Origin of the sequence: Spirosoma aerolatum, assembly GCF_002056795.1 — a bacterium.
Lineage (GTDB): Bacteria > Bacteroidota > Bacteroidia > Cytophagales > Spirosomataceae > Spirosoma > Spirosoma aerolatum.
In genome coordinates this window covers 3,851,466-3,869,822 of the sequence record NZ_CP020104.1, presented here as the reverse complement: position 1 = coordinate 3,869,822, position 18,357 = coordinate 3,851,466, and the positions used below count along the sequence as shown (strand labels likewise).

Annotated in this window: 10 protein-coding genes; 3 read left to right on the top strand and 7 right to left on the bottom strand. The window is 48.2% G+C overall.

Features of this window, described 5'->3' with window-relative positions; translation table 11 throughout:
• Positions 1 to 60: 60 nt before the first annotated feature.
• Both B5M13_RS15530 and B5M13_RS15525 read right to left on the bottom strand, forming a co-directional pair.
• Entirely contained in the window at positions 61 to 1,746 is a 1,686-nt protein-coding gene (locus B5M13_RS15530; RefSeq protein WP_080056546.1) for a RagB/SusD family nutrient uptake outer membrane protein, read from the bottom strand.
• 13 nt (positions 1,747 to 1,759) lie between these two features.
• Entirely contained in the window at positions 1,760 to 4,732 is a 2,973-nt protein-coding gene (locus B5M13_RS15525; protein WP_245860071.1) for a SusC/RagA family TonB-linked outer membrane protein, read from the bottom strand.
• A gap of 389 nt (positions 4,733 to 5,121) precedes the next feature.
• Here B5M13_RS15525 and hisS point away from each other — a divergent pair, with 389 nt between their 5' ends.
• Entirely contained in the window at positions 5,122 to 6,486 is a 1,365-nt protein-coding gene (hisS, locus tag B5M13_RS15520; RefSeq protein WP_080056544.1) for a histidine--tRNA ligase, read from the top strand.
• Positions 6,487 to 6,589: 103 nt separating this feature from the next.
• Entirely contained in the window at positions 6,590 to 7,330 is a 741-nt protein-coding gene (locus B5M13_RS15515) for an FkbM family methyltransferase (protein ID WP_080056543.1), read from the top strand.
• Between the two features lie 69 nt (positions 7,331 to 7,399).
• Here the strand turns inward: B5M13_RS15515 and B5M13_RS15510 are convergent, their stop codons facing one another.
• The 3 genes from B5M13_RS15510 to B5M13_RS15500 all read right to left on the bottom strand — a co-directional run bounded on the left by B5M13_RS15510 (position 7,400) and on the right by B5M13_RS15500 (position 11,402).
• Complete coding sequence (locus B5M13_RS15510; protein ID WP_080056542.1) at positions 7,400 to 8,206, bottom strand: DUF3050 domain-containing protein; 807 nt, start codon at positions 8,204 to 8,206, stop codon at positions 7,400 to 7,402.
• 195 nt (positions 8,207 to 8,401) lie between these two features.
• Positions 8,402 to 9,157 (bottom strand): uroporphyrinogen-III C-methyltransferase, encoded by a 756-nt coding sequence (gene cobA / locus B5M13_RS15505; protein ID WP_080056541.1) that lies wholly within the window; start codon positions 9,155 to 9,157, stop codon positions 8,402 to 8,404.
• 94 nt (positions 9,158 to 9,251) lie between these two features.
• Positions 9,252 to 11,402, bottom strand: a complete 2,151-nt coding sequence (locus B5M13_RS15500; protein ID WP_080056540.1) for a nitrite/sulfite reductase — start codon at positions 11,400 to 11,402, stop codon at positions 9,252 to 9,254.
• A 445-nt stretch (positions 11,403 to 11,847) separates the two neighbouring features.
• Here B5M13_RS15500 and B5M13_RS15495 point away from each other — a divergent pair, with 445 nt between their 5' ends.
• Positions 11,848 to 13,488 (top strand): YceI family protein, encoded by a 1,641-nt coding sequence (locus tag B5M13_RS15495; RefSeq protein ID WP_080056539.1) that lies wholly within the window; start codon positions 11,848 to 11,850, stop codon positions 13,486 to 13,488.
• Positions 13,489 to 13,646: 158 nt separating this feature from the next.
• Here B5M13_RS15495 and B5M13_RS15490 read toward each other — a convergent pair whose 3' ends face one another.
• On the bottom strand, positions 13,647 to 16,229 hold the full coding sequence (locus B5M13_RS15490) for an amino acid adenylation domain-containing protein (protein WP_080056538.1): 2,583 nt from the start codon (positions 16,227 to 16,229) through the stop codon (positions 13,647 to 13,649).
• Positions 16,199 to 17,134, bottom strand: coding sequence for a uroporphyrinogen decarboxylase/cobalamine-independent methonine synthase family protein (locus B5M13_RS15485; protein WP_080056537.1), 936 nt, complete (start codon positions 17,132 to 17,134; stop codon positions 16,199 to 16,201). Before B5M13_RS15485 ends, B5M13_RS15490 begins: the two co-directional genes overlap by 31 nt.
• Positions 17,135 to 18,357: the final 1,223 nt, after the last annotated feature.

Genomic DNA, 18,357 nt, shown 5'->3' with positions numbered 1-18,357 from the left:
TTAAAAGCAGTCGACCAGATCAATGATCTGGTCGACTGCAAAAAGGATTCTATATACGGGTTAATAGCTCTGATTCTGAACTAAATAGCCGGGTAGGTTAGAAGCGCCATCAATCGCTGTCTGCGGAATCGGGAAAATCCGTTTAAACTTGTCGCTATTTGTTTTTTCTGTCCAGGTGCCCTCGTACTTGCCAAACCGGATCATATCAGTCCGTCGAACCATTTCCCAGTACAGCTCAAATCCGCGTTCCCGGTATAACAAATCCAGGTTCATGGTGGTCAGAGCAGGTGGGGGAGCCGTCACCGTTCGGGCGGCCCGTACCGTATTGACATCGGCTAAGGCACTGGCAGCATCGTTGCTCTTGCGAAGTTTGGCCTCGGCCCGCATCAGGTAAATATCGGCCAGCCGAAGAATGATAATGTCAGCCTCTCCGAAATTACGCCCACTCACCGATTTCTTACTGAATTCATATTTTTCTACCCGATAGCCAGTATTGTAGTTACTGCCAGCCACCGTGAAATCAATCTGTTCGGTGAAATCAACGGCCAGCGTTGGTTTGTTGCGGGTATCATGGTACAGTTTAGCTACCTTGAATTTGCCATCCGGGCATTTCAGAAATACCCCATTCCGACGAATCAGGCCGTACTGCTGGCCCCGAAGAATACCCCGATTGATGTTGAAATCCGCTTCTGCTACGCAGGAATCGGCTGGGTTGGAATAAATCGATAGGTTCTGCTTGTAAAACCGGGGGTCCGCCGTTGGGTCTTTGGGTGCGTAGGCATTTACCCAGGTACGGTAGTAATCGGGGGTGATAGCGGGCCCATCGGTTCCGTTGGCATTTGGATAGGCAGGTATTGGAAACTGATCGCCCGACAGCGAGAAATAGGCCATCCGATTCGTGCCATTCAGATCGGCCCGCTGGTCAACGGCAAAAATCAACTCCTTGTTGTCATGATTGTCGGAGTTGAAAATGGAAAAGTAATCCTTCGATAGTTGATACTGACCCGAGTTGATAATCTTGTCGCAGTATTCAACCACTTTGTCCATATCTTCGGGCTTAAACGTAACCTGAGCGCCGTAAATATCCCGATACACGCCTGCATTCAGATACAGCCGAGCCAGTAGCCCCCAGACGGCCCCTTTCGTCAGACGGCCAGGGCCAACTCCCGTTTCCAGATCAGGCTCTACGGCCAGAAACTCGTTTTTCAGGTATTCGACCGCTTCGGCTCCACGCAGAATAGTCGAGGTAGCCCCCAGGTCATCCTTCACAAACACGAGTCCGAACAGGTCCAGGGTCAGCAATCCATAATACGCCCGCATCCCCCTTGCTTCGGCCAGATAGGTTTTTGTTACGGGGTCTTTCAGTGTGGGCAGTGTGTTGATGGCAGTAATGGCCCGCGACAGTCCCTGTAAAATGAGTGTCCAGGTATTCCGAAGGTTGGGGTCGGTGCTGGTGTACGTGTGCTGGTGCATGGCCAGATAGATACCATTATCACCCCAGTCGGTCCCACCACGGTAGGGGAGTATCGCTTCATCCGTCGAAATCTCCTGAATGGCGAAGTAGTTGGTATGCAGGAAGATGTCTGGCAGACGGGCATAAACAGGGGCCAGGATACCATCGGCTGCCTGCCGGTCGGTCAGTCCCGAAACCGATGCTTCGTCCAACACTTTTTCGGCCAGATTAGTACAACCATTTATAAAGAGCACACCAGCCAGGGCCAGCATGGATATGAGTTTCTTTTTCATTGGATAATCGGAATTAAAAAGTAAGATTCAGGCCGAATACAAAGGTTCTGGCTTTGGGGTAACTGAGGTAGTCGATGCCATACGACAGAATACCGTTGATGGTACGATCGGTGTTCACTTCGGGGTCGTATCCGTCGTATTTCGTAATGACAAACAGGTTTTGCCCCGTTGCCGACAGCCGGATGCCCGAGATCCAGCGTTTCATGCCGATGAGTTTCGGATCAAGATTATACCCCAGCGTCAGGTTGTTCAACCGGAAGAACGAGCCGTTTTTCAGATAGCGGGTCGATACCGGGGCCGAGTTATTGATCGACTCATTGGGGTATTGAATGGCCTCAGCCGTGGTATTCAGCCCTTTCGACAACCGAAGTTTGTAGAAATTGGCATTAGCGGTATTGTCATAGAGATTATTGCCCGATACCCCGTTGAAATTGATAGCCAGATCGAACCCTTTATAAGCTATGTTGCTGTTCAGGTTAAACTGTTTCGTTGGCAGTGCGCTTCCGGCCGCAATCCGGTCTTTATCCGTAATGATGCCGTCGCCATCCGCATCCTGAAATTTACTGATCCCCTTATCGTCCAGACCAATGAAGTTTTTCAGGAAAAACGTACCGATTGGCTGTCCATTGATGTAGCCGTTGATCGTGGCCGAGGTAAGCCCGGAGCCCGACGCTGATCCTGACGGAATAACGGTATAAGGCGAATTGTTCACAATATTGTCAATGAAGGTGATATTCCCGCCAATATCGAACCGAAAACCGTTCAGGCTGGCATATCGATAGTTCAGGTCCAGTTCAAGCCCCTGGTTGGTAATGGTCATATCGGGTACATTGGTCCAGAACGTTCCGGCTGGTTGAACCGGGTCGGAAGGGATTACTTCCAGCAGGATGTTGTTGGAGACTTTCCGGAAGTAATCGACCGATCCGGTCAAAGCTCCCTTAAACAGACCAAAATCAAGTCCCAAATCGGTTTGGTTCGATACTTCCCATTGAATGTCGGGGTTTGCCAGACGGGTGTATGATGTACCGGCCGGGTAAGCGCCTGTAGCCGCCAGTGGGTAGCTGGTAGAAGCCGACACCTGCGAGGTAAATAGCGCCTGGGTGATCTTGGATGGGATTTCCTGATTACCGGTGCGGCCCCAGCCTGCGCGTAATTTAAGATCACTGAACGGCCCCGCTTTCAGGAAGGATTCTTCCGATAGCCGCCAGCCCAGTGAGAACGAAGGGAAGATACCGTATTTGTTGTTGGCTCCAAATTTCGATGACCCATCGGCCCGTACCGTTGCCGTTGCCAGGTACTTATCTTTATAGTGATAATTGACCCGGCCAAAAAAGGATTGAAGCTCGTTTTCAATCGCAAAACCCGTCGGTTTGTTGTTGGCAAGGGTCAGGTCCTGGCCTAAACCTGGATTATAGATTGGTTCAATAGGGGAGATGGGGAATTTGTTGATGCTCGATGAACGCTCCTGCACGTAAATTTTCTGATATGAATGCCCCAGCAGCGCCGTCAGGTTATGATCCTGCCGGGCCAGCGTGTAGGTAAAGTAGTTCTCGACCAGAATGTTGCGATTGATTCGGTAAATGGTTTCCAAACGGCCATCCTGTTGTGGAACCAGACTGGGTAAGGACTGTAAATCGCGCATTGAATTGGAGTTGTCAACTCCCAGATTCAGCTTATAGACCAGATCTTTCGTAATCTTGAACGAGGGCGAAATATTTCCCACAACCCGATTGATGGTCGTTTGGTCTTTTTCCAGATTCAGCGTAATCAACGGATTTGTCCCGCTCAGGTATTTGTAGGGGTCACCGTTGCTATCGTAGGCGGGCAGGGTTGGGTTGGCCGATATGGCTGCTCCTAAAATGGTGACAGCACTACTCGTGGGGTTATCTGTAGGAGGGCGTTGGTTATAGGTATAAGATGCCGTCAGGTTTACGTCCAAATTCAGCCGGTCTTCGAGCAGTTTTTGCGACACGTTGATGCGGCCCGTATAGCGGCTCATCCGGCTGTTTTTAACGATACCTTCCTGATTCTGAACGCCCAGTGAGCCATAATAGGTCAACTTATCGGTTCCCCCGCCAAACGAGAGGTTGTGGTTCCAGGTTTGGGCGGTTCGGGTTACCTCTTTCTGCCAGTCGGTATTGCCTTTAAAATCTTCAAGTACACCACCCACAGCCGGAACCTGCCGCCGGTATTCGTCAGGTGAGAAAACGGCCAGCGGACGAGTCAGGTTGGAAATACCCAGGCTGCTCGACAAGGTAAAGTTCGAAAAACCGGCCTTGCCTTTTTTGGTCGTGATCAGTACCACCCCGTTGGCGCCCCGCGCTCCGTAAATAGCCGTTGCGGAGGCATCTTTCAGCACATCAATTGACTCGATATCCTGCGGATTCAGAAAGTTTAACGGATTGGTGGCTCCACCCGTACTGGAATTGTCGAGGGCAATACCATCCAGCACGAAGAGTGGCGTACTACCCGTCCGAACACCACCAGGGCCTCGAATCGTAATGTTTTGCTGCCCGCCCGGTTCACCACTGGCTGAGGTAACATTGACCCCAGCCACTTTACCCTGTAACAATTGTTCGGGTGAGTTGATGATCCCTTTATTGAATTCGGCGCTTTTGATCGACTTTACGGAGCCGGTCATGTCTTTTTTAGAAGCACTACCGTAACCGATGACTACGACCTGAGCCAGTTCAGAGGCCGATGCTTTCAACGACACATTAATGGTTGTCTGATTACCAACTGGAATCTCCTGAGAAACAAAGCCGATAAAACCGAAAACCAGGACTGAGTTGCCGTTTGGTACCGCTATCTGGTAATTACCATTCGCATCAGCGGTTGTTCCACGGGTGGTTCCTTTCACAACGACACTGCAACCTGCCAGTGCTTCGTTGGTTGTGGCATCTGTAATACGTCCACTAACCGTAATGTCGGCTGAGGGGTTTTGCGTTGTAGGATTGCCAGTCGCAATCCTACCAGGGCCAGCCATAGCAACAGAACCGATCGCCAGCATAAGCAGGCAGGCCCATTTGTGAACGAGAGGGGGAGAAGAAGGATAAAAATGCTGCATAATGAATAAAGTGGTGCTAATGTTTTGTAAGTTTTGGAAAATGGGGACTCAATTAAAAAGGATTTAATAAAGGTTAAAATAAAATTAACATGGCTGAGTATTATTTGGAGAATATTTTGTAGGAAATACTTATTGTTCAGATGCTCGTCGACTCATCCGCTATCTTTGGTATTGTATTTCTACAGTATGCAGCATCGATTAGCCCTCCTGTTGATCATTTGTTTAATGAGTTATGGCTCGCAGCCCTGGGTGCATTTCTGTAGCGATTCCAGGTTACGGCAAACCATATAATTCTGTACTTTTGCCGGATGCAAAAACCGACATTACCCAAAGGAACGCGTGATTTTGGCCCGGAGCAAATGAGCAAACGGCTGTTTATATTTGATACCATCCGGCAAACCTTCAAACGATTCGGCTTTTTACCCCTCGAAACCCCGGCTATGGAGAATCTCTCCACCCTGACCGGAAAATACGGCGACGAAGGCGACCAACTGTTGTTTAAAATTCTGAACTCGGGTGATTTTGCGGCTAATCTCACAGAACTGGATATTTCTTCAGGGTATAAAAAATTAACCCCTAAAATCGCTGAAAAAGGACTGCGCTATGATCTTACCGTGCCGTTTGCCCGGTACGTGGTCATGAATCGGAATGCGCTGGCCCTGCCCTTTAAACGATACCAGATGCAACCCGTCTGGCGAGCCGACCGACCTCAGAAGGGGCGCTACCGGGAGTTTTATCAGTGCGATGCAGATGTTGTCGGGACCGACTCGCTGATTTGTGAGGCTGAAATCGTGCTGATGATCCACGAAGTATTCCGAAATCTGGGTATTCAGCAGTTTACCCTGAAAATCAACAACCGAAAGATTCTGGCAGGTATTGCCGAAGCCATTGGCGTACCGGGACAGGAGGGGACCTTATCGGTAGCTATTGACAAGCTGGATAAGATTGGGCAGGAGAAAGTGCTGGATGAACTGCGTGAGCGCGGATTTTCAGAAGACACGATTACCAACCTGTTACCGCTATTCACTTTTACGGAACTAGACATTCGACAGATTCTTGAGCGTTTGAGTAATTGGCTAGCCGTTTCGGAAACTGCCCGGAAAGGTATTGCTGAACTTGAAGAAACACTTCAGTTAGTGGATGCTTATGGCTTACTAAACAGTCAGATAGAGCTGGATCCCACATTAGCTCGTGGCCTGTCCTATTATACCGGAGCTATTTTTGAAGTGAAGGCCAATGGGGTGAGTATCGGTAGTGTGAGTGGGGGTGGACGCTATGATAACCTGACGGGGGCTTTTGGTATGCCTGGTTTGTCGGGGGTCGGTATCTCCTTCGGGGTCGACCGAATCTATGATGTCATGGAGGAGCTGAATCTGTTTCCGGCTAGTGCCGGGCAGGGTACACGCGTACTCATTGTGCCATTCGATGCCGAGGCCCGGCGCGTGGCGTTGCCTTTGCTGAGTCAGTTAAGGAATTCGGATATAGCCGCTGAAGTGTATCCTGATCTGGCGAAAATCAAAAAGATGCTTGATTATGCCAATGCCAAATCGATTCCCTACGTGGTATTGATTGGCTCAGAAGAAGTGCAGACAGGGCTCCTTACGCTGAGAAACATGGTGACGGGCGAACAGCATAAAGTGCCCGTAGAGGAAATCAGCAACTTAATTTTATAAAGTAAATACGGAATCACAGTGCATGCAGAATAACTAACGATCAGCCTATCTCTGTGATTCTGTGTTTTTCTAGAACCGGACTTTCCAACTAAATTGCAGGAAGATGGGTAAAGTGGCAACGGCGGTAAAGGCCGTCTTTTCGTCGTTTGGGGTGTTTCTGGCCCGTAAATACCCGGATCAGGTTAATGGTCTGAAACTGGAAGATGATTTGCGTCACCTTATTGGTCAACCGAATCCACTTTGTTTTGATGTGGGAGCCAATCAGGGCCAGACCATTCAGCTCTTGCAACAGTGCCTGACCAATCCGGTGATTCATGCCTTTGAACCGGCTTCAGCTACCTTCAACGGATTAGCCAGTCAATCTTATGGGCCAAGGGTATCGCTGCATCAGATTGCCTTTGGTGAACAGCCCGGAACGGCAGAGTTTCGGAATTATGAACAGTCGGAACTCAGTTCATTTCTGGCCGTTAACCCGGATAAAACCGAAAATATTTTCTTTGGTGAACAGGTTGCCTCCATAGAGTCGGTTAAAGTCGATACGCTCGACGGCTTCTGTGCTGCTCAGGGAATTGACAGAATAGACCTGTTAAAGATTGATACGCAGGGATTTGAACTCCCTGTTTTGCGTGGAGCAACCAATTTACTAATTCGGAAACGAATCGGCGCCATCTTGCTGGAACTGAATTTTGCACCCATCTATGAAGGGCAGTCCGATCCTCTGGCTATTCTCCAGCTACTTCGAGGGTACGATATGCGACTGGTCGATTACTACGAGAAAGAACGCATGACAGGCCGCGAACTTTCCTGGACATCTGCTCTGTTTGTATTACCTGCCACAAACTAAAAGACGCACGTTTGAGTAAATAACTCGTCAACCGTGCGTCTACTAGAACATAGTTGCCTGAACGATGGATTAACCCAGATCAGCAGGAACGGGTTGAGCAACTGATTGATTCGTCAGCAGGGTTTCGTACACCCCATCCCAAAGGCGAATGCGTTGCTGGAGTGAAGCAATGGTCGCCTGTTCGGCCTCTTGCCAGAAGGTTTGATTATCTCCACATAAATTCGCGGTCATTTGTAGGGCCAGGTGGCTATGGTGGTCTCCATCCACTTCAATATGCCGTTCGAGGTAATAGGTAAACTGTGAAATATTGCCGGGGAAATTGGTATTCAAATCCTGAATCATCGATAGAAACATACCCGGAATCAGATCTTCCCGACCAAATGTAAACACCGCTGATTGCAGATGCGGTTTCTGGCTATGGATAACATCAAACGTATAGCGGACGAAATCACTGGCGGCCGTTGGTGTTTCTGAGTTAAGAAGAGCTTTTTCGAGTGAACCGTTTTCCTGTAAGGTCGATAGAAAGCGCATTATCTGGCTACTGTCTGCACCAGCTTGCTGCATGGCATCCAGATACATTTCGAAATGGCTTTTCCGCTCACCCAGCAGATCAATGTCCGACTCTTCGCCCGCTACGATTTCATTGATGAGGTAACGCGTATCGGCTGAACCCCTTGGAAACCAGGGTACCGAGGTACAGGTCAGATTATTCTGTAATGTTTTGAGTAATGACATGAAGTCCCAAACCGCATAGACGTGGTACTGCATGAAAACGGTCAGATCGTCGATGGTTTTAATGGCCGAATAGACCTTATGGTTGATGATTTCCTGCCGGAAGGGCTCGATTACTGCTTTTAGTCGGTCAATTGGTTGCATGATGAATTAATTACAGGTCGATAGCTAGCCGACGCTGAGCCATCGATCAATGTTGTACGATTTTGGGGTTACAAAAATACATACGACAGCCCGCGATTGTCGGATTTAGCTGACAAAACGCTGGCTGTCGTATGTATTTTTTAAAAGCTGTACGTTATCCTTCTGAATCAGAAAGGGGGCCGTATAGGATCGTCATTACGGATTATCCTGGTCGGATGTCTGGGAAAGAGCCAACAGGTCCGAAATGGCCAGTTTGGCTACTTCGCCTACCACGATAATGGCAGGATTACCAACCCCCGATTCTTCGGTCTTCTGAACAATATCCGATACGCGTCCAATCACCACCTGCTGTTCGGGGAGGGTGCCATTCTGAATAATCGCCACAGGCGTATCGGATTGACCACAGTCGGCAAAAACGGCCATGATCTGGGCCAATTTGTGCATCCCCATTAATACCACTACCGTAGCCGTTGACTGGGCGGCCAATCGCAGATCGGCTGAAAATTGCCCATCTTTCGTTGTACCCGTAACGACCCAGAAGCTTTCAGAAAGCCCCCGTGTTGTCAACGGGACACCGGCTGAGGCCGGCACGGCGTAGCTACTGGAAAGACCAGGTATAGCCTCAGTGTCAATACCATGCTGTCGGGCGTACTCGATTTCTTCATAGCCCCGCCCAAATACAAACGAGTCGCCCCCTTTAAGCCGTACCACATGCCCATACTGCCGGGCATAATGGACAATCAGCGGGTTAATATCTTCCTGCATGCAGGAGTAGGCACCCCGGCGTTTGCCCACATACACCTTAAGCGCGTCGGGTCGGCAATAATCCAGCAAATCCGGGTGAACGAGCGCGTCGTACATGACCACATCGGCCTGACGCAACGCCTTAATTCCTTTCACCGTTATCAAATCCGGGTCGCCCGGACCGGCCCCCACGAGTGTTAATTTCATGTCAATGATTGACTTGTTGAATGATCGAATGATTGAATGGTAGACTAATTTGCGAAACCATTAGTCTATCATTCAATCATTCGATCATTGATAATTAGCTATCCTGTGCCTGGGTTAACTCCTGCAATTCAGGAGCGCCTTCGAGTTCGATCTGAGTTTCGCGGTAGGACTGTATGGCTTGCAGAAACGCTTCAGCCTGGGCAATAAATCGATTAGCAAAAGATTCGGAAGGCTCCTGTTTGTTGATGCTGAACACCAGCGTTTTGAATTCACCTTCCTCCTGATGGAAATCGGATTCTCCCAAAAACGTTTTATCGAAATCACTGACAATACCGTGCTGGGTATTGGTGGGAACATCACGGCTCATCAGCGCGGCTTTTGCCCCGGTAATGAATACGTTGTACCCATGATAAAGTGCATCGGCCCAGCGACTTTCGGTCAGAGCCTCCCGCGCCCAGCCTAATTTTTCAGATGCTTCGGTCAACGTAGTCGCTACCAGATCGATCAGGACACTGGCACATTCGCCAATTCCTACTTCTGTAACGTATTGTTCGGTATGATCCCAGTCGATGTAATCACTATCCACCAGCGTTTTCAGATCGGCCAGGGGTTTTAAGAGCTGGTAAAAATAATTTTTGCCTTGCCGGGCATAATAATCGCTGTAATATTCTCCCTCAAAGGCGTTGGCTTCATAATCCTGTAGCAATGCCCGTAACGAGTGCGGACCACGTTTGGCCGGAATTTTGAGCACCTTGTCAGCAATCAGACCTTCTCCTTTCCCGTTAAAACCACCGCCCAGCAACACCTGCAAAGCGGGTAACACGTAGGCGCCATTTTTCAGCGATGAACCGTGATACCCAATATTGGCTACCGAGTGTTGCCCACAGCCATTCATACAACCCGAAATCTTAATTTTGATGTCGTTGTTATAGATCAGCTCAGGAAATTCTTCGGTCATCATCGTTTCCAGGGCTCGGGTAATCCCATAACTACTGGAAATGGCCAGGTTACAGGTATCCGTACCGGGGCAGGTAGTAATGTCGGCCGTTGTGTCAAAACCGGGCTCAGCCAGACCGAGGCTGTTCAAGGCCTCAAAGACCGCCGGTAAGTCTTCCGGCTTAATGAACCGAAGCAGATAGCCCTGGTTGACTGTAACCCGGATATCGTCGGCAGCGTAAGTTTTAACGATAGTTGCCAGTGACCGGGCTGTATCTGAATGCATATCGCCCAGCAAAACCCGTAGTTGAACCGCATACCAGCCAGTCTGCTTTTGCTCGAATACATTCGTTTTCAGCCAACGCTCAAATTGGGCGTTATTGGGTATTGTGCTCGGGACGGGGGCATCTAATCGAGGGGCGGGCTCAGGAGCAAACAGCGCATTGCCAGCATGGGCATCCACAGCAAAGGATTTAACCCGGAGAGCCGGGGTTTCGTCCTCGATGCGACGAAGTAATTCGTCCAGTCCAATGTCGTTCAGGAGATATTTCATCCGCGCTTTGTGGCGTTTCTGCCGCTCTCCATAGCGATCGAATACCCGAATCACACCTTCGATGAACGGGATTATCCGATCTTCTTCCAGAAACTCAAAAGCCGTTTGAGCCGGGAAAGGCTGAGCCCCCAGCCCTCCACCCAGCATGACCTTAAAGCCCCGTTTTCCATCCTGGATACGGGCAATCAGGCCCACATCGTGCATGTATCCATAGGCCGAATCCTTTTCGCTTGAAGAGACCGAAATCTTGAATTTTCGACCCATATCCTGACAGATCGGATTCCGCAGAAAATAATCGAAAATAGTATAGGCGTAAGGCGTAATATCGAATGGCTCTTCAGGGTCGACACCCGCTCTGGCTGAGCCGGTTACATTCCGAACAGTATTGCCACAGGCTTCCTTCAGTGTGATGCCTGCATCTTCCAGATCGGCCCAGAGCTGAGGTGAGTCGGCCAGTTTGACAAAATGGAGTTGAATATCCTGTCGGGTGGTCGCGTGGAGATTTCCCGTTGCGTATTTATCCGACAGATCGGCAATCCGAACCAACTGATCGGCCGTTATGCGACCGTGAGGTAGTTTGATCCGGATCATTTGAACCCCCGGCTGCCGTTGCCCATACACCCCGCGGGTCAGTCGGAATTTGCGAAACGCTTCATCCGCTATATCACCCTGCTGGAATGAGCTGATCTTCTGCTGGAGATCCAGAATGTCGCGCCGGGCGACGGTACTTACATTGTCGGAGAATAAGATAGACATAAAGTATATTGTCTATAGGATTAATCAACTAATATCTTAAAAGGAAACGCCGGGTCCCTCCGGCGCTTAATTCTGTTGTAAAGATAAAACTAATAAGGGTGTATAAAGTTCAGAAATACCCCAACTTATAGTTATGGACGATAATTAAATGTTATGATAAAGGGCCGTATTGAAAGGTCGGTATAGCTCAAGCGAATACTCGATGGATAGTGTATGATTCTCAGGTGGGCGTGTTATTGCGAGAGCATTGTATGTATTCATTCACAATGCCCATGTGCTTGGAGGCAAAATCCATAGCAGTCTAAGAAAGCAACTTTTACGTTTCGTTAACATTCTTTTACTAGCTCACCAACGCACTTAACAAAAAGCCGGGTAGGTTTGCGGCCCACCGCAATGGCGGCCCAGCGCAGCGGTTGAAATTCGTTGGTATCAAAAAATAAAAAGGATGAACTACTCCCGCGTATATGCTCTGTTCCTGACGTTTGTTTTTTGCACTTCCTGTGGGCAAAAAACAAACGTACCAAAAGACAACATAAAGTCCGAAATTAAAGATATAGGGCCTAACATAATGGTACGTAATATAAAAAAAGGCAGAAATGGCACCATTTTGATTGCTGGCCCCAACAACTCATCATTTGGTGATGTTTTTCGATATGACCCTTCCAGGGCCGGGGAAAAATCGTTTACTAATCTTACAAGCAAACTAGGTCAGCACATATTCTGGGATGCCCTGGAAGATCGACGAGGAAATAGTTGGTTCACTACCACTGATTCAGGGGTTTATTATGACAACGGGAAATCCATACAACATTTTACTACCACGGAGGGGCTTGCTAATAATCGAGTTACGTCTGTTTATGAAGATAGAGTCGGTATTATTTGGTTCGGCACTGCAGGTGGAGTAAGCCGTTACGATGGGAGATCATTTCGAAATTTTACCTCTCCGAACGCCCCGCTTTTTTTTAAGGACAGAAATTGGAATAATGATATTCATACAATCATTGAAGATAGAGCAGGGAAATTGTGGGTGGGCACAAGGGGCGACGCCTTTGTGTATGACGGGAAAAAATTTACCACGTTAACCCATAAAGGCGAACCCTTTCTCGACGTTTGGGCTATAATGGAAGATCGAAAAGGGACTATTTGGCTCAGCGGTTATAATGGCTTTAAAGTAGGCAGGACCGGTGGCCTCTATCGCTATGACGGCAGTAGCTTTACTAAGGTATCGGAGCGAGGGGCTTATGCTATAATCCAGGATAAAAAAGGGAACATCTGGACTACTGGCCCAGTAAATCCTGCTAATTGGACGGTTCAGGCACTGTCCCGGTATGATGCTACGTCCTTATATAGTAATAATCCTACTATAACCGAAATTAGGTCAGGAAGGACTTTTCTGGGTCTTTTGGAAGCGAACGATGGCAGTATTTGGTTTGGCGATGCGACCGGCGTGTATCGCTACGATGGAAAGACCATCACAGACTTTTATAATAAAGAGGGACAGAAAAAATATAGCATCGATACGAAGCAAAGTGTTATAGTCTGGAAAGGTTCTAGGCTACTTGGTGGATGGGAAGGTACTACGTTTCTGGGTGATGGTACCAGTACAGGGGATGTCGATATAGTAAAAGGACACTTGTTGATCGACAACCGTCATCTGGTGGGCGGTGCAGTTGAAGTTGACATGAATACAATTGAAAAATTTGATGATCAGCCTTTACGCAATAAATTACCTCCATTTTTTGATGTCAAAAAATTCCCTGTTTCTACATTCACAATTACGAAGGTTGAAACAGGGAATGATGGAAATACAAAAGTTCCGACAGATGGAAGTATAAAAGTTACAACGGATGGAAATATAAAAGTTACAGGGAACCTGACTATTGAAGGTATCACGAAGGCCGTTACTTTTCCAGTCAAAATGAATTTTAAGGACGGAATGGACGGAACTGTCGAGATGAATGGCACACTGATCATTGATCGAACAGCTTGGGGTATCGACTCTGGGTCAGAGAAGTACTTTTATCGGTCTGGTGATGCAATTTTGGGCGACGTTAAACTCCTTATGAAAATCGTAGCGAAAAAATAAATAGTTAGCAGGGAAGGGGTAAAGCTGTTTCTCAAACATCCGATTTAAACAGGTCTAAAAAGGGGAATAAAACAGGCCAGCCCTTGAGCAACATGGGCAACCCAGGGATGATTTATAGTCACTTTGTATCCATTCCAAATTTACAACCGGCTAATTTTTTAGTAACTAACCGATTTGCTATCAGGGCTTAACAAGTCATTCAGCTGGGCTACCAAGCTGGTTAAGTTGTTAGATACCCTGAACATTTGTATGTGCAAATAGGGTAGCTGGATAAGGTGCATGCCCGACACATATCGATCCCAACCTAACCGATTCCCATACTTGCTGGCCATATCTGCACATTGAACCAGTATAATAGGCTGACACAGAGAGGACGGACGAGTTGTCCGGGTCATCAGATGGACAAACGCTTCGGCATACATCTGGGGCTTACGGGCTGTATACATTACAATTAAACGTTGGTAAAGGGGTCGCGAAAGCGTCCGAAGCAGCCGCAGGGGAAGGGCATGTATTGACCTGTTTTGCCAGGTATCGACTAGTTGGGGCCACCAGCTCATCTCGGCACCTGCGGGTGGATGATCGATATAAATAAGTTGACCCATTGGTCGATTTATACCAGCCAGCCAATGAGCTATTTCATGAGCTACGATGCAGCCGCTACAAATGCCCACCAGATGAGCCTGAGCCGGTAAATGATCAAACTGGGCTTTGATCTGGCCGATAAATGATTGGGCCGAAAATGTACCCCGTGATTGTTGGGCAAAGTCCGGATAATGAATAATTTGCACAGTACCAATCGTTCGTAGCTGCTGAATAAATTGGTAAGTTCCTTCGCGCATACCGTATAGTGGCCTAAACACGACAAAGTAAACAGACGATTCTTTTTGACCTGTCTGAGACAGCGTCAATCGCTGCTGTAACTGGATGTGTAGTTGACTAGGGCGCATCTGGTTATGGAACCAGTCGATGGGCAATGCACAACCAAATTGCTCTTCCAGATCGATCAGCAACAGCAGCGAATTAAAGGAGGAACCGCCACCGTTACGCCAGCTCAAGTCTTCGTCAAAAGAATACGCAGATGCATATCGGCACCAGATCTTTCGAAGCACTTGCTCCGTCGATGCTCCCTGAGGGTGGGGTTGCTTGGTCTGTTGTTGCTCATAGCGAATTGCATCCAACCGGGCCAGCGCTTCATAATCGATTTTGAAATTAGAAAGTACTGGCAGTGTCTCAATAATTTCCCACGCGATTGGTACCATGTGCGCTGGCAACTGATCTAGGGCAAACTGGCGTACACTGGCTAGATGACTACCTTCCTGAAGGGTAACATAGGCGACCAGACAAGAATGGGCTACAGGCTCTCTTAGTAAGATGGCAGCACTGCTTACCCCGGGTGCTCTAAGTAGGACCGCTTCAATTTCGGCGGGTTCGACCCGGTAACCCGACAATTTTAATTGTCGATCCCGGCGTCCGATAAACTCCAGTAGTCCATCAGGCCGGATGCGTCCTAAATCCCCTGTACGGAACGTACGCTGAGATCCCGATGGGCGAAATGCCTTTTTGGTCAATTCATCATCGTTCCAATAGCCTAAGGCCACGTAGGCGCTGGTAACCACAATTTCGCCAATTTCGCCAACTTCCACCTCATGTCCATCAGAATCCTGAAGTTGCATCAGTCGGTCCGGCACGGCATATCCAACAGGAATCAGTTCGTTGTCCAGCTCGGTCTGATGATCCAAAAACCACTGCCGGTAAAGGGTCGTGTTCTCGGTGGAGCCAATACCCACATAGAGCCGGGCTGTTGCCCGAAAACTGGCCCGATAGCGTTCCACATCTGCCCGATATATACGATCACCCGCTAGATAAACTAATCGAATAGCGGGAAAGTAAGCCTTCCTCGCCACGCTCAAAAAGCCACGAAATAACAACGGCAGCGAGTGAAATACGGTAATCTGCTGCGTCAGTAGAAAATCAGTGATGCCCGCCAGCCCCTGTTTAGTCGGGTGGTATAGATGCATACTGCCGCCGGTCAGTAACGTTCCCAGAACATCCCTGACGGAGCCGATGACTGATAACGAATACAACAATGTGTGACGATCGAGAGGACCCAGATGAATGGAATTAACATACTGCGCTACGTCGTGTAAAACGCCCCGCTGATTCTGGTAAACGCCTTTAGGGCGTCCAGTGGTGCCTGACGTATAGAGTATATAAGCCAGATGATCGGGGCCACCAATACAGTCAAAAGGGAGATCGGGGTCACTGATTTCGATATCTTCTATAACAAGTTGGTTTAGGGAAAGGGGAGCCTTTTGTAGATCGGATTGATAACCAATTAGCCATTGAACACCTGCATGGCTCAGAATGGACGCATTGCGTTGAGCAGGCATTGCCAGGTCAAATGGCACGTAGGGATGTCCCTCCGCTAACACAGCCAGCAACGCGGCAATTGCATTAACTGATTTTTCCATCCACAGACCAACTGGTGCCCCGGGTGACAGCTTACAGGCTCTGAGGGCTTGAGCAATCTGTCGGGTCTTGACCATCAACTGCGCATACGTACAACTCAAGGCCCCATCCACAATCGCCACCCGGTCAGGCTGACAGGCTACCTGATCCGCAAAAAGCCGGGATATAGTGACTTCCGAACTGGTGGTCGGAAGTGCTTTAAACGGAAGATTGTCCGGCCCCTTATAATCTAAGGGTGGTATCAGCGGGGTAGTTTGGCGACTTGTTTCCATAACTCGATTTGGGTGGCTGAAAAATTCAGGGGCAGAACGCACTCGCCCATTAGGTGAGGTAAGTTTGCCGTTTCTTCCAGAGGATAATAGCACGCCAGCGCCTGCCAGGCCATGTCCAGAGTCTGGCAACGGATAAGTACATCGGTAGGAAGGCCGGGCAAAAGAGACTGATGGGGTGGGAGATTCTTCAAACTGACAGGTATCCCATCCAGGCGGGCCGTATAATGAAGACGAAGAGCTGATGGGCAGGGGTCGATCGGGAAGTAACTATTCTGACCGTGCAGATGAACAATTACGTCGGCGAATAACTGGGCAGCACTTTCCAGACAAAGCCTGTCACTGAACTCACTTAACTGCCTGTGTCGGGCCACCGGCAACCCACCGGTACGGGCATGCTGAACCACATAATAAACTCCCTGTATAGCCAGTTTATTGAATTCTTCTAGTACAAAGCATAAATTCTTGGTTAACTGCCTCAGGCCGGCCATCAGTTGAACCGGGTAATGCTGCCAATGATCCAGAACCTGGTCTATACCGGCGAGTTGTATTGCCTGTGAAATGGGACTAAAAACGGTTGCATAGACAGGACTGTCTGAACAGGCGGACCGGGTGAGCTGTGCCGCCAGTAATTGCTCGTTCAGCATACGAGGGATACCCCGTCGAAAGTCGACCAGTGTCTGCCAATCGTCAGGGTGATTGATTAAGGGCCGCATTATTTCCCGGCGACCAAGCCCATCGCCCCGCCAGGCATCTTGCAGACCGTAGCAGACGGCTAGCCATGTTCCAGCAGGGGTTAATTTAACGATGTTAAGGTTGAATTTGTGCTGAAAATCAATGGTTTTCTCAGCTAGCTGACGACCCGATTGGTCAGCAAGGGGATGATGTTTCCAGAAAGAAATGTTCAATTGATGGTTAAATTACGGAAGGCAAGTCAACAAAGAATTAGTAATATACGCTAAATTAATAGGCAGACTTCGAAATGCCGAGCTGGGGTATCTTATTTCTCACTTCGCCTATTTCCACACGTTTGCTGACCACTACGCTACTTGTGGTAAAAGAATAGTTTCGCTAGTACCCAGCCCCTTTAAAAATGAGATACTATATCTACCTCGGCGACCGTCTAACAGACCCGCCCCTAAAAGGTCAACTCTGTACGGCAGTGCTGCAACCGAATGAAAAGTGTACACGCGGTTCAACTGGCACAATGCTAGTTGAATTTGCGGATGGCCAAAAGGTGAATGTAATCGGTCGGTTGTTACGAAAAATTCCAGAAACAAAAGAATAATTGCCCAAAGCATGCGAAATAAGACTACCTTCTAAAACTGACTAATTAGTAGGTACATATAAGCAAAAATATGCTACATTATATAGCTAAATTGCAAGGAATAAAAAAACTCCGATGAATAAGAACTTGTATTTAACCTTAATGAGTGGTGTTTTGACTGTTGGCATGTTCATTAGCTTTCGGTTTAGTAATACACCCGGAAGTGAGACACCGAATCTGATTAAACGTGACAGGAAACAGCTTGTTGACAGAGACAGGAACTTTCTGGATAGTCTAAAAAAAGCTAATCCAGACTTTTTAAAAGGAGCAGGAATGTGAGTTAACTAGTACAAAAAAGCCCGGTTCCAAATTGAGCCGGGCTTTTTCGTTTCCGCGCCTACTCTCTCTTTCTAACCGTGTTAACAAAGTAGTTTTTGGACGAATTGTGTGCTATGACGGCCATCAAGACCGAATTAATTTATGACTCTTCTCCTATTTGGGGGTCTAAAGAGAAACCTATAGAGCATAATTCCCCACATGAACCAGTTTACAAGATGGCATTTTGAAACCGATCGACACTATCCATTCATGCAGTACCGATTTATGGTGTGCCTGGTTTTCGGTCGTAACAACCTTCAGTACGTCAAGACTATTACGGTCTGTTTAAATTAAGATCAAGTGTCGACTCAATGAAAACCCATTTGAAAATGTGATTACATTTAAGTGGGTTACTGTTCAGGCAGCCCGGTTCGTTTTTGGTCCGCTCAGTCGCGCTTTGTTTATTACCTCTTTACAGAGAGATGCCAGAATGGTTAATGGAACAGCCTGCTAAGCCGTGGTCGGACAACTGACTTCTGGCCGGGT